General features: G+C 71.4%; 10 protein-coding genes. 4 read left to right on the top strand and 6 right to left on the bottom strand.

Annotated elements, in window-relative coordinates; all coding sequences use genetic code 11:
* On the bottom strand, window positions 1-522 hold a 522-nt coding region (locus C1I95_RS26075; protein ID WP_111217604.1), incomplete at its 3' end, for a GNAT family N-acetyltransferase.
* A 134-nt stretch (window positions 523-656) separates the two neighbouring features.
* Between C1I95_RS26075 and C1I95_RS26070 the strand changes: the two genes are divergently transcribed.
* Both C1I95_RS26070 and C1I95_RS26065 read left to right on the top strand, forming a co-directional pair.
* Complete coding sequence (locus C1I95_RS26070) at window positions 657-1,202, top strand: DoxX family protein (RefSeq protein WP_111217608.1); 546 nt, start codon at window positions 657-659, stop codon at window positions 1,200-1,202.
* Window positions 1,203-1,405: 203 nt separating this feature from the next.
* Window positions 1,406-2,848: a glycosyltransferase 87 family protein gene (locus C1I95_RS26065; protein WP_111217602.1), complete on the top strand. Its 1,443-nt coding sequence runs from the start codon at window positions 1,406-1,408 to the stop codon at window positions 2,846-2,848.
* Window positions 2,849-2,906: 58 nt separating this feature from the next.
* Here the strand turns inward: C1I95_RS26065 and C1I95_RS26060 are convergent, their stop codons facing one another.
* The 5 genes from C1I95_RS26060 to C1I95_RS26040 form a co-directional block, all read right to left on the bottom strand.
* Window positions 2,907-3,326 (bottom strand): molybdenum cofactor biosynthesis protein MoaE, encoded by a 420-nt coding sequence (locus C1I95_RS26060; protein ID WP_111217600.1) that lies wholly within the window; start codon window positions 3,324-3,326, stop codon window positions 2,907-2,909.
* Window positions 3,320-4,579, bottom strand: coding sequence for a molybdopterin molybdotransferase MoeA (locus tag C1I95_RS26055; protein WP_111217598.1), 1,260 nt, complete (start codon window positions 4,577-4,579; stop codon window positions 3,320-3,322). Before C1I95_RS26055 ends, C1I95_RS26060 begins: the two co-directional genes overlap by 7 nt.
* Before the next feature lie 22 nt (window positions 4,580-4,601).
* A complete protein-coding gene (locus C1I95_RS26050; protein WP_111217596.1) occupies window positions 4,602-5,072 on the bottom strand; it encodes a MogA/MoaB family molybdenum cofactor biosynthesis protein in 471 nt (156 codons plus the stop codon).
* Window positions 5,069-5,560 carry a cyclic pyranopterin monophosphate synthase MoaC gene (gene moaC / locus C1I95_RS26045; RefSeq protein WP_111217595.1) on the bottom strand — a complete coding sequence of 164 codons (492 nt, stop codon included), beginning with the start codon at window positions 5,558-5,560 and terminating at the stop codon, window positions 5,069-5,071. Before moaC ends, C1I95_RS26050 begins: the two co-directional genes overlap by 4 nt.
* Before the next feature lie 219 nt (window positions 5,561-5,779).
* The gene (locus C1I95_RS26040) at window positions 5,780-8,878 is read right to left on the bottom strand and encodes an AfsR/SARP family transcriptional regulator (RefSeq protein ID WP_111217593.1); all 3,099 of its coding nucleotides are present in this window, start codon (window positions 8,876-8,878) and stop codon (window positions 5,780-5,782) included.
* Window positions 8,879-9,307: 429 nt separating this feature from the next.
* Between C1I95_RS26040 and C1I95_RS26035 the strand changes: the two genes are divergently transcribed.
* Together C1I95_RS26035 and C1I95_RS26030 are read left to right on the top strand one after the other, a co-directional pair.
* Entirely contained in the window at window positions 9,308-11,812 is a 2,505-nt protein-coding gene (locus C1I95_RS26035) for an EAL domain-containing protein (protein ID WP_111217591.1), read from the top strand.
* A 22-nt stretch (window positions 11,813-11,834) separates the two neighbouring features.
* A partial coding sequence (locus tag C1I95_RS26030) for a glycosyltransferase 87 family protein (protein WP_111217606.1) occupies window positions 11,835-12,880 on the top strand: 1,046 nt, incomplete at its 3' end.

Here is a 12,880-nt window from a genome sequence, read left to right as displayed (position 1 = left end):
GAAGAGCACCTCGCCTTGCGGGGGTGGCGGCTCGCCGCTGGCCGACGGGGGCAGCACCAGTGCCTGCCACGGCTCGCCCAGACCGGACCAGGGGCTGGTCAGGCCCTGCCGGTCGGCCCGGCTGAAGCCGAAGCGCCGGTAGTACGCCGGATCGCCGAGCACCACTACCAGCCGCTCGCCGAGTTCCGTGGCCGCCTCCACGGCGGCCTGTACCACGGCGGAGCCGAGCCCGATCCGCTGCCGGTGCGGCGCCACCGCCACCGGGCCGAGGGCCAACGCCGCGGTGCTACCGCCGTCCGAGCCGACCACGACCCGGGTGAGCAAGGCGTAGCCGACGATCTCGCCACCGTACTCGGCGACCATCGCCAGCTCCGGCAGCCAGGCGTCGCTGCCACGCAGCTCGTCGACGAGCCGTACCTCCGGTGGGGTGGCCACGTCGGGCCGGGCGAAGGCGGCGGCCAGCACCCGGCGGACCGCGCCGGTGTCGGCCGGATCCTCGGGGCGTAGCCGCAGCGTCGTCACGCGGCGAGGTTACCCCGCGCGGCTCGTCCATCCGCGACTGTCGCTCGAAAACGGCGTGGCGCCGTGACCACCCGATCGATCGAGATCGGCCGTTGCGGGGGATGGCGGTGCCCACGACGGGGTATGACTTGTCCATGAAGCCCGTACGATCCCTCGCCCGCGCCATGTTGAGCGGCATCTTCGTGATCAGCGGGGCCCGCAACCTTGCGAACCCCGATCGCCTGGTATCCGCCGCGAAGCCGGTCACCGATCGGGTGACGCCGTTGCTGGAGCGGGTGCATCCCCGCCTGCCCACGGACACCGAGACGCTGGTCCGGGCCAACGCCGTGGTGCAGGTCGGTGCCGGGCTGATGCTGGCCACCGGGAGGTTCAGCCGACCGGCGGCGCTGGTCCTCGCCGGCACGCTGATCCCGGTGACCCTCGCCGGGCATCCCTTCTGGAAGCAGGACGACCCGGTCGCCCGCAACAACAACCAGATCCACTTCCTGAAGAACCTCGGTCTCTTCGGTGGGCTTCTGCTCGCTGCAGCGGACACGGAGGGCAAGCCGGGGCTACGTTGGCGGGCCGGGCACCGGATCGGCCACTCCCGACGGTCGGTACGCCGTGCCGTCCGGACCGCCCGTCGCGAGGCCCGACTCGCCGTCCGATCGGCGTCCACCGCGCGTCGGCTCCCAGGCTGAGCTGCGGCTATTCGCCTCACCCCCGGCTAAGGCCGCGAATCACCTGAACCGCCCGCCAGGCGTTAACGCGGTGGAAATGTCAAGAGAATGTGTGGGATCGGACACGGTCGCATAACGCGGGAGGCAGTGACGTGAGGCGCCGTTCTAGGCTCCGTGCGGGACCTGGACGGGTAGGACGATCTTGGTACGGGGGTGGCCACGCCATGCCGACGAGCGTCGGTAGAGGGCTGGACCGCCTCGCCACAGTCCGTCGCGTAACGCGTGGGATCGATCGCAGGACAGTCGTACGGGCCAGCTTCGTGGCCGCCGTCGCCTACGCCGCATGGCTCGCCATCGGCGCTTTCGGGCGGCCGTACAACTTCTTCGACATGAAGATCTACCACGGCGCGGTGGTCTGGTGGGCGAGCGGACACGAGCTGTACGACTTCGTCGCGCCCGACACAAACCTGGGTTTCACCTACCCACCGTTCGCCGGCCTGGCCATGCTGCCGATGGCGCACCTGCCGGTCGCCGCTGCCGGCCTGGTGAACGCCCTGGTCAGCATCGCCGCCCTGGCCGTGGTGCTGGCCGCACTGCTGCGCCCGATCGTCGACCGGCTGGCCTGGCCACTGTGGTACACGGTGGCCATCGCCACGCCGCTCGCCATCGCCATCGAGCCGACCCGGGAGACGCTCGGCTACGGGCAGGTCAACGTGCTGCTGTTCGCGCTGGTCATGGCCGACCTGGTCGCCCTGCGCTGGCGGTCCCGCCGGGGCACCCACCAGGCGGAGGACGACGGCCCGCTGCTGCGGTTCGTCTACGGCGGCGCCTGGGCCGGCGTGGGAATCGGCCTGGCCACCGCCGTCAAGCTGACCCCGGCCCTGTTCATCTTCTATCTGATGATCACTCGGCAGTGGCGGGCGGCCACCATCGCCATCGGCACCAGCGTCGCTGTGACGATCGGCAGTTTCGGCATCGTCGGCGCCGAGTCCCGGGCCTACTTCGGCAGTGTGCTGTGGCAGACCGAGCGGGTAGGCGCCGCCGACATGACGCCCAACCAGTCCCTGGCCGGCCTGCTGGCCCGGCTCTACGACTCGATCGAGACCCCCGGGCTGCTCTGGCTCGCCTTCTCCGTGCTGGTGCTGGCGCTCGGCCTGTCCCGGGCCACCAACGCCCACGCCGACGGTGACGAACTCACCGCCTTCACCCTGGTCGGCCTGACCGCCAACGTGATCAGCCCGATCTCCTGGACGCACCACCTCGTCTGGGTGATTCCGGCGATCATCGTGCTGGCCGACGCCGCGGTGCGCCGCCACGACGCCAGCCGCGGTTTGGCCCAGCGCTCCGCCCCGGGGCCGTACGGCGGGCCGCCGGGGGTGTCCGGGCTCCGCCCGCCGATCTGGTACCCGACGCTGACCGGGCTCCGGCACGGCATCGCCGCAATCGGGCTCTACCTGCTCTTCCTGATCTCCCCGATCTGGCCGTACGAACACCAGTTGCCGGAGGTATCGCACTACCAGGACGGCCTGTTCGGCGCGCTGATGGAGAACTCCCTGGCGCTGGCCCTGATCGTGCTGGTCGCCGCACTGCCCTGGCGGCCCGGCGCGGAACCCGCCTTCTACACCGACCGGATGGCACGCGCCGCGTTCTTGTACGGGCGGCGGTAAACGCGACGCCCGACACCCGCCGGTGCCGGGCGCGGCCGGTGGCACGACCGCGCCGGCCTCAGGGGCAGTTGACCCACTCCTCGGTGCCGTCGGCGAAGACCTGCCGCTTCCAGATCGGCAGTTGAGCCTTCACCTCGTCCACCAGGCGGGCGCAGGCGGCAAACGCAGCACCCCGGTGCGCGGTGCTGACCGCCGCCACCAGGGCCGTGTCGCCGATGGCGAGCGGGCCGATCCGGTGCGACACCGCCACCGCGTACACCTCGGGTTCGGCGGCGATCTTGTCGGCGACCTCCCGCAGCACCCGCTCGGCGCTCGGGTGCCCCTCGTACTCCAGGCTGGTCACCGCGCGGCCGTGGTCGTGGTCGCGGACCACGCCGGCGAACGAGACAACCGCGCCGGCCCGACGGTCGGCGACCGCCGCCTCGTGCGCGGCGACGTCCAGCGGCTGGTCGGTGACCGTGCCGATCACGGTCACCATGCCCGCTCCCCGGGCAGCAGCGGCAGCGGCACCACCGGCACCCGGTCCCCGGCCGCGCCGTTGGTGTCCGGCCGGATCACTGCGAACCCGTCCGCGCCGGAGAGCCCGCGCAGCATCGCCGAGCCGACGTGCCGGACCGGGTAAGCCGTCCCGGCGACCCGGTCGAGGCGGACCAGGGCCAGGTGGGTGTAGTCACCGCGCCCCGGGACGGGCTCGGCGAGGGTGGCGTGCGGCAGCACCGGCATCGGCCGGCCGGCGAGACCGGCCAGCAGCGGGGCGACCAGCGAGACCAGGGCGACGACGGCGGACTGCGGGTTGCCGGGCAGCCCGGCGACGAACCGGACCCGGCCGTCGGCGTCGACCAGCCGGGCCAGCAGCATCGGAAAACCGGGACGCACCGCGACGGTGTTGACCACGTAGTCCGCGCCGAGCGCCGCCAGCGAGGGGTGCAGGTGGTCGACCGGGCCGTGCATGGTGCCACCGGTGGTGCAGACCAGGTCGGCGTCGGCCAACGCGGTACGCAGCGCGGCCACGTGGGCGGCCAGCGTGTCCGCGACCGGGCCGACCACGTCCGCCGGACGCACCTGGCAGCCGTACCGGCGCAGCCAGGCCGGCACCGCCGGGCCCAGCGCGTCGCGGACCCGGCCGGCCGCGGGCGGGCCCGCCGTCAGCAGTTCGTCGCCGAAGACCAGCAGCGCCGCCCGGGGCTGCCGGCGTACCCGCAGGGTGTCGTACCCGCAGGAGGCGGCCAGGCCGATCACCGCCGGGTCGACGGGCGTCCCGGCCGGAAGCAGTTCCTCACCGGCGGACGCCTCCTCGCCGGGGCGCCGCCACTCCGGGGCCGTGCGCGGCACGCCGTCGACCAACCCGTCCGGCGTACGCGTCGAATCCTCCACCCGCAGCACGGCGGACGTGCCCTCCGGCACCATCGCACCGGTGGCGATCTCGACGGTCGTCCCGTCCTCGGTCAACGGTGCCGGTGTGGTGCCGGCCAACACTCGGCCGACCACCCGCCACGGGCCGGCGCCGCGCAGCGCCCAGCCATCCACACTGGACGTCGGAAAGGCCGGTAGGTCGGTCCGGGTGGTGAGCGGTTCGGCGAGAGTGTGCCCGTCGGCTTCGGCAAGCGGACGCTCGACGGCGGGTGGTGCGGCGGCCAGGCCGACCGCGTACACCCGGGAGCGCGCCTGCTCCCAATCGGCCGGCCGTGGCGCGGCGGCCTGATCGGCAGCGGATGCGGTTTCCGTTCTCACCCGGCCGAGCCTATCGGGTTCGCTAATGATCGCCGCCGCGTAACTGGTCCACGGTGTGGGCCAGAATCGGCCCCAGCACGGCGAGCCCGTCGCGCGCCCCGCCGGTCGAACCGGGCAGGTTCACCACCAGCGTGCGGCCGGCCACCCCGGCCACGCCTCTGGACAGCGCCGCGGTGGGCACCTTGTCGCGGCTGTGCGCGCGGATCGCCTCCGCGATGCCGGGGATCTCGTAGTCGAGCAGCGCCCTGGTCACGTCGGGGGTGCGGTCGGTCGGGGTGATCCCGGTGCCGCCGCTGGTCAACACCACGTCGACGGCGTCCGCCACGGCCGCCGACACCGCCCGACCGACCGGCTCGCCGTCGGGCACCACCACCGGCTCGTCCACCGCGCAACCCAGCTCGCGCAGACCGGCGACGAGCAGCGGGCCGCTGGTGTCGGCGTAGACGCCGGCGGCGGCCCGGTTGGAGGCCACCACCACCCGGGCGCGGATCACGGCCGGTCCTCCGGACGCTCCCACCGGCCCGTCTTCCCGCCCTCCTTGCACAGCACCCGGACCGCGTCGACGCTGGCCGCCGGGTCCACCGCCTTGACCATGTCGACCAGGGCCAGCCCGGCGACCGCGACCGCAGTCAACGCCTCCATCTCGACGCCGGTGCGGTCGGCCGTACGGGCGGTCGCGGTGATCTCGACCGTGTCGGCGGTCAGCGCCAGGTCGACTGTGACGCCGTGCAGGGCGATCGGGTGGCAGAGCGGGATCAGGTCGGGGGTGCGCTTGGCACCCATGATCCCGGCCAGCCGCCCGACCGCGAGCGCATCGCCCTTGGGCAGCCCGTCGCGGCGCAGCAACTCGATCACCTCGGGCGTGGTGCGCAGCCGGCCGGCCGCGACGGCCGAACGGCCGGTGACCTGCTTGGCGGAGACATCGACCATGCGTGCCGCGCCGGCCATGTCGACGTGGGTGAGCTGGGCGGGTTCGGTCACGGTCGCGAGCCTATCTCCCTGACCGGACGGAGCCGTCCAAGCTGTGCTCGGAAGGAGCGGCGCGGTCGCACCGCTCCTTCCTCACCAGCCTGCCGCGCGGGTAGCTGGGGATACCTGACGGCAGCTGCCGCGACGAGACCCTGCCCCTGGCGGATCTCCCCCCGTCTGCGAACGGGCCGGACGCTACCGGGGCCGGCGATAAGAAATCGATAAGAAGGCTTACCTGATGCCGGTGCTCAGTTCCGAACCCTCGGTGAGCGGCTCAGCCGCGAGGGCGGTCTCGGCCAGCCGACGCGCGATCTCGAACCGTTCCGGTACGCCCATCCGACGGAAGATCGCCAGTGCTCGCTCCCAGTACCGGCGCGCCGCCACCGCATCGACGGCGAAGAGGTGCTCGGCCAGCCCGGCCAGCGCCCGTCCCTGCTCGTACGGATGGGCGATCCGGGTGGCCACCCGGAGTGCCTCGCGATGCAGGTCGATCGCCTGGCTGAGCTCTCCGCTGGCGGCGAGGGTGACCGCAAGATCGTTGGTGGCGGCCGCCTCTGCGTGACCCTCGCCCCGGTCGACCGCCAGCTTCCTGGCGGCCTCGTGCTCAAGCACCGCCTCGTCGGCGCGCCCCAGCCCCCGTAGTGCGATGCCGAGGTCGTTTCGTACCTCTGACTCCGCGAAACGGTGACCCGTGCGCTCCCGCATGACCAGTGCGGCCCGCAGCGCCCGGGCGGCCGCCTCGTACCGCCCCATGCGGCACTTCACCGCCCCGATGTGACCCAGGGCGTTGAGGACGTGAAACTGGCTGGCGGCCTGACGCCCGACGTACAGATGCAGGCGGTGCAGGCGCAGCGCCTCGTCGTAGCGTCCGAGCAGCGTCAGCGCAAGGCCGACATTCGGCAGGCTTCTGGGCACCACGACGTCGTACCCGGCGGTGCCCCGCAGCCCGTCGAGACCGATCCGTACCGCCTCCGCGAGGTCGCCGCGAATCCAGTGAACGGCGACCAGGTTCGCCCGATACCTGCTGAGGTTCGGCAGGTCACCACGCCGCTCGGCGATGCTGACGGCTTCGCTTACGTGTTTGAGCGCGCCGGCGTAATCGCCGGTCCGGAGATAGGCGGAGGCAAGATAGTTGTGCATCGCGGCCACACCGCCCTCGTCCTCACCCGCTGTCGCCGCCGCGAGGCCGTGGAGATGGATGAAGATGATGTCGTCGAAGTAGGAGCGGATGTAGAGGAAGCGCCAGAGAAGTCGGGCCAACTGCCAGGCCCGGTCGTGGTGTCCCCATTCGCGGGCCCGGACGACGAGCGACAGCAGGTTGAGGCGCTCCGTCTCCAGCCATGCCTCGGTCGGCGGATCCAAGGCGGCCAGAATGTCGGCGCGGCGCGGCGGGTCGAGCGTGACGTGCCTGCGGACGAACCCGGACTCAAGCCGGTCGGCCACCGGAAGAGTCGACTGGAGCATGACGTCGATCAGATCGGAGAACGCGTGGTGCCGCGCATCGGCGGTGTCGTGCCGGGTGGACAGCTCAAGGGCGTACTGCCGGATGAGATCGTGCATCCGGTAGCGCCCGGCCTCGACCTCCTCGATCAGATGGCAGTCGAGGAGGTCGTCCAGTGCCGCGCCGGTTTCGTCGAGCGACAGGCCGGAGAGCGCACTGGCGATGGCCGCACCGAACTCGTCACCCGGATGGACGCTGAGCATCCGAAACATCCGCCTGGCGGCTTCGTTCAACGGCTCGTACGAAGCCGCGAAGGCCCCCGCCACGCTTCGGTCACCCAAGGCCAGATGGGTCAGCCTGCGCGCATTGTCCGCCAGTAGCGCCGCGAGATCGGCCACCCGCCAGGTCGGACGATGCGCGAGGCGAGACCCGGCCAGCCGGATGGCCAGCGGAAGGCGACCGCACTGCTCCACCACGACCGCCGCCGCCTCAGGCTCCGCCGACACCCGCTCGGCGCCCGACGTGGACGCGAGCAACGCGACGCCCTCCGCCTGGTCCATCAACGGCAGCGACACTGGCGGGCCAGCGTCCAGGCCGGCGATCCGCTTCCGGGACGTCACGATCACGACACTGCCCGGTGCGGTGGGCAGCAGCGGAAGGATCTGCTCGGCGTCTGCCGCGTTGTCCAGCACGATGATCACCCGCCGGCCGGTCAGTTCGCGGCGCCACAGGGCGAGCCGATCTCCGAGGTCCGAGGGTATCCGGCCGCCCGATGTGCCGAGTTGCCGCAGCAGGGTCGCCAGTGCGGTCGCCGAGTCGACCTTCTCGGCCGGGTCGTGTCCTTTGAGATCGATGAACAACTGGGCATCCGGGTAGTGGTCAGCGAGCCGGCCGACGACATGTACCGCCAGCGAGGTCTTGCCACTACCGGCCATTCCGTCGATGAGGTGCACCGCGGACGCGAGCCGCCCGAGCCGCGATGTCTCGGACAACAGGTGCCGGACAGTGCGCGCCCGGCCGACGAAGTCCGGCACCGACCTCGGAAGGGAGAGGAGCGCCCGGTCCGCCTCGGGCACCGAAGCGGACGGTTCGACAGCCGTTCCGCTGGGGCGTGACTCCCGCAGTAGCGCCCTCTCGTGCTCGACGATGCGCAGGTACAACTGCCGCAATTCCGCGCCGGGCTCAATGCTCAGTTGCTCACGCAGAACCTGCCGAGCTGCGGAATATGCGGCAATGGCCCCGGCATGGTCATTGCGTCCGTAAAGCGCGCGCATGAGGAGCAGATGAGCCGGCTCTCGTAGCGGTTGCGTGATCAGTAGCTCCCGCAACACCGGCAAGGCGTCGTCATGGCAGCCAAGACCGATCTTCAGTTCGGCGAACAACTCTGCGGCGAGCATCCGGTCCTCGGTCGCCGCGGCCACATGCGCGGAGAGCGTCGGGCCAAGGGCAGCGCCGGTGAGCATGGGACCACGCCAGCGCGTCAGTGCTCGGGACATCAGATCCACCGCCACCGCGTCGTCCGTGCCGACGAGCCGGCGCGCCTCGGCGATCTCGGACTGGAAGGCAAAGAGATCCACCTCCGCCCGTTCGACGTTGAGGCGGTAACCATCCCGGGCCCGGATCAGCACCTCCCGCTCCGGCACCATTGCCTCCAGGCTGCGGCGCAGATTAGCGGCATAAGTGCGGACATTGGGTACGGCCGAGTGTGGCGGACCCTCGGGCCACAGCTCATCAACAAGCTGGTCGACCGAAACCAGCCGTCCCGGGTTGCAGGCGAGCATGGCCAGAACGGTCTGCTGTTTCGGCGTTCCCTGGGGTAGTACCGCGGAACCGAGCCTCACCACGAGACCGCCAAGGACTTGAATCTGCACCGGTCCCTCTGACTGCATTCAAAGGATCACTGTATGCAGCTTAGCGGCGGCGGCACTGGTTCGTGGTCGCCACATCGGGCAAGCTCAACCGAAGCAGCGATGAACCGAGCAAAGCCCTCTGGTGACACTTGTTCGGCCAGAAATCTTTCGGCGCCTACCTGGCCCGCGCGGGCACAACTTCACCAGCCAACTCGATTAGACACTCCGTCAGCGGAGTGGGACAGAACGTGACAGACCACTAGCATATTGGCCCATTTTGCGCAATAGGACATTTATCGTCGCTAAATAGTCGCAAGCACTCCTAGGGTCTGACTAACCAATCGGTAGACAGATCAGCTGGGGGTCAAGATGAACTCGCACGAATGGGCCTGATCCTTACTTCTGGATCGGCAACAGCCGACGTACGCTTGCGGAGCGCAGCCCCTCGGTGACGAATGGGGACAACGGTTGGCTCCACACAAACGACAGACCGGGACCGATCGGCGGCTAGTGCCGCTAGTCGGTCTCGTCGTCGTTTCGGCCAGCCTCGCCGGTGCCGTCTCCATCGCACACCTGCCAAACTACGGCGTCGCCACGGCCACCTTCATCTGGGCGGCGCTGATCTCCCTGGTGACGGTCGGCTTCATCGTCAAGGTCAGGGTTCGGATCCGCTCCACCAACCACCACATCGCCTGGACCGAGACGGCGATCGTGATCGGCCTCGCCGTGGCACCCCCGCCCGTGGTCGTCCTGGCCACGGGGTTCGGCGTGGCGATCGCCACCACCCTGATCCGACTGCCACCGATCAAGCAGTTCTTCGGCATCGGCAAGAACATGCTTGTCGCGGCCGCCGCCGGCCTGGTCATACAACTGTTCGGATGGCCGGCGACCAGCCCGGACATCGCCAGCACCATCGTGCCGCTCGCCGCCGCCTACCTCGCCGCCGTGCTGCTCGACGAACTCGTCACGTTGCCGGTCATCGCCCTGGCCACCGGCACCCCAATGGGAAAGCTGTTCCGCGAGGACTTGGACCTGCGGGCGACCGCTGCCCTGACCCGACTCCTCGTCATCGTCGGCACGGTGCTGACCATCAAGACCGACGTCCGGTTGCTCCTCGCGGTACCACCACTGGTGCTCAGCCTGCACCTGCTCTACCTGACGCGAGTCCGCGCCCGCACCGAACAACAGGCCTGGCAGCGGCTCGCCCAGACCACCGACGCGCTCAACGTCGTCGAACTGGACGAGGTCCTCACCACCGCGGTCACCCGGGCCGCCGAACTGTTCTCCGCCGACGAGGTGGAGGTGGAACTACGCGACGCCGCTCGCCTGGTCCGTGGCGGCTCCGAGGGCATCACCTACGACGGGCCGACCGCCGAGGCCCCAACCGTGACGGGCTCGGTCGTACCGGCCCGTCTCGAAGGACACGACAAGTCGGTCGACGTCGGCATGCTGCGGCTGCGCTTCCAGGGACCGGTGCGGCTCTCCGAACGGGAGCGGTACACCCTGCACACCTTCGCCTCGGCGCTGTATACGGCGGTACGCAACGCCCAGGCGTACGCCGAACTCGCCCGGGTGGCGCAGGCCCACGCGCACGCCGCCGCGCACGACGCGCTGACCGGGCTCGCGAACCGGCGCCACCTGCTCGACCAGGGCAACGAGCAGCTGCACAACCGACACGCCGACGGGGTGACCGCCCTGGTGCTGATCGACCTGAACCACTTCAAGGAGGTCAACGACACCCTCGGCCACGCCGCCGGCGACCAGATGCTGGTAATGGTCGCCGACCGGCTACGCGCCGCCGCCCGCGCAGAAGACCTGGTCGCCCGGCTCGGCGGCGACGAGTTCGCCGTACTCCTGCGGGCCCTGCCCGCCCCCGCGGTGGCCGCACACCGGGCCGAGACGCTGTTGGCCGCGCTGCACGAGCCGTTCGACCTCGAGGGCATGCGGATCAGCGTCGAGGCCAGCGGAGGGATAGCCGTCGCGCCGGCCAGCGGCGGGATGGCCGAGCTGCTGCGCCGGGCGGACGTGGCCATGTACCAGGCCAAGCGGGCCGGCCAGCGGGTCGCCACGTACGCGCCGACCCGGGACACCGCCGACATCGGCCGCCTCACCCTCGGCGGCGAACTGCCCCGCGCGGTCGCCGACCAGGAGTTCACCGTGAACTTCCAGCCGATCGTCGACCTCGGCACCGGTGAGGTGATCGCCGCCGAGGCCCTGGCCCGATGGCACCACCCCACCCACGGCATGATCGACCCGCTGCGGTTCCTGGAAGCGGTCGAACGCTCCGGGCTGCTCCCCGCGTTCGCCGAAGCCATCCTCGACCAGGCGCTGATCGCCGCCGGCACCTGGCGCGACGCCGGATTCGACGTCCCGGTGGCGGTCAACGTCTCCCCCCGCAGCCTGCTCGACGCCCGCTTCCCCGGCTCGGTGCTGGCCCGCCTGCGCGCCCACGACCTACCCGCCGACCGGCTGGTACTGGAACTCACCGAGACCCTCACGCTCAGCCAACTCGACGTGGTCGACCAGGTGCTCACCCGACTGCGCGACTCCGGCGTCCGGCTCGCCCTCGACGACTTCGGCACCGGCTACTCCTCGCTGTCCCTGCTCTCCCGGATCCCGGTGCACGAACTGAAGATCGACCGCGGCTTCGTGACCGCGATGGAGTCCTCCGCCGAAGCCGCCGCCATCATCCGGTCCACCCTGGATCTCGGTCGCAGCCTCGACCTCGCGGTGGTGGCCGAAGGGGTGGAGCAGGAAACCCAGCGCCGAGCCCTCTGGGAGCTCGGCTGCACCGCCGGACAGGGCCATCTCTTCGCCCGACCGCTGGCCGCCGGGGCACTGCTCGCTGCGCTCCAGCGGGGCACCGGTGGCCGGCCGGGTGCCCTCGCGGTCCCGCTGCACGACGCCGGCGCGGTGGTCCGGCTGCCGCAGGGCCGCCGGCAGGGGGGCCGAGGCCGGCACCAGCCGGCCTGACACACCTGACACACTTGCCCTGATGAGCACCGCCGCCCCGACCGAGCGCCGCCCCAGGTGGTGGCACCGGCTCGACCAGGCCGCCGGCAGTCTCACCCTCGACCTCGGCCTCTACGCCGTCTCGGCGACCTTCGCCGCAGTCACCGCCGCCACCTCCACCCTCGTGCCCCATCGCGCCTGGGGCGGGATCGCCGCCCTGGGCTACCTCGCCGCCGCACTCCTGTCCGCAGGTCAACTCCTCGTCCGGCGCAGTCGGCCGAGGTCCGCGCTGGCCGGGCTGCCGGCCCGCTGGCTGGTCACCACCGTCGCCTGGGCCGGCGCCGTGCTGCTGCCCCTGCTCTGGCAGAGCGGGCAACGCGCGGCCGGACGGACCGATCGGGCACAGGAGGAGGTGCTGGTCGTCGAGGAATCCGGCCGGCGCCTGCTGGAAACCGGTACGCCGTACCTGGGACGGGACGCCATCGCCGCGCTGCCCCCCGGCGACCAACTGCTCGGCTACACCCCGTACCAGCCGGGGATGGCCCTGTTCGGGCTACCCCGCGCGGCCGTCGACGCGTGGTGGACCGACGCTCGGATCTTGTTCGCCGTCGGCACCGCGCTGGCCCTCGTCCTCGCCCTCCGCGTCCTGCGGCAACCCACCGCCGGAGCCAGGCCACCCTGGCACGGTGCACACCTGCTACGCGGGGTGCAGGCCGCCACCGTACTGCCGGTCTGCGCACTGACCCTGGCCACCGGGGGCGACGACCTGCCCGTACTCGCACTCTGCCTGCTGGCGCTCGCGCTCGCCGCGACCGCACGTCCCGGTTGGGCCGGCGTCGCGGTCGGGTTGGCCGGAGCGCTCAAGCTGTTCGCCTGGCCGGTCGCCGCGGTGCTGGTCATCTGGGGGCTGACCAGGCGGGCCGGGCTGCGGGTCGCGGCCGGCGCGTTGGGGCTGCCCGCCGCCGCGCTGCTGCCCACCCTGCTGGTCGACCGCGAGGCGCTGGTGGAGAACGTGCTGCGGTTCCCCCTCGGGCACGGGCTGGTCTCCAGCCCGGCGCAGTCTCCGTTCCCCGGGCAGCTGATCGCGAC

It is taken from the genome of Micromonospora craterilacus, from assembly GCF_003236315.1.
In the GTDB taxonomy this organism is placed as follows: domain Bacteria; phylum Actinomycetota; class Actinomycetes; order Mycobacteriales; family Micromonosporaceae; genus Micromonospora; species Micromonospora craterilacus.
Note: the sequence above shows the minus strand (reverse complement) of the source record. Positions and strands in the feature narration are given on the sequence as shown.

What these genes read in the sequence shown, in the direction of transcription:
- C1I95_RS26070 (WP_111217608.1), top strand. Translation starts at nt 657, where the DNA reads ATGAAGCCCGTACGATCCCTCGCCCGCGCCATGTTGAGCGGCATCTTC.
- C1I95_RS26065 (WP_111217602.1), top strand. Translation starts at nt 1,406, where the DNA reads ATGCCGACGAGCGTCGGTAGAGGGCTGGACCGCCTCGCCACAGTCCGT.
- C1I95_RS26060 (WP_111217600.1), bottom strand. Translation starts at nt 3,326, where the DNA reads ATGGTGACCGTGATCGGCACGGTCACCGACCAGCCGCTGGACGTCGCC.
- C1I95_RS26040 (WP_111217593.1), bottom strand. Translation starts at nt 8,878, where the DNA reads ATGCAGTCAGAGGGACCGGTGCAGATTCAAGTCCTTGGCGGTCTCGTG.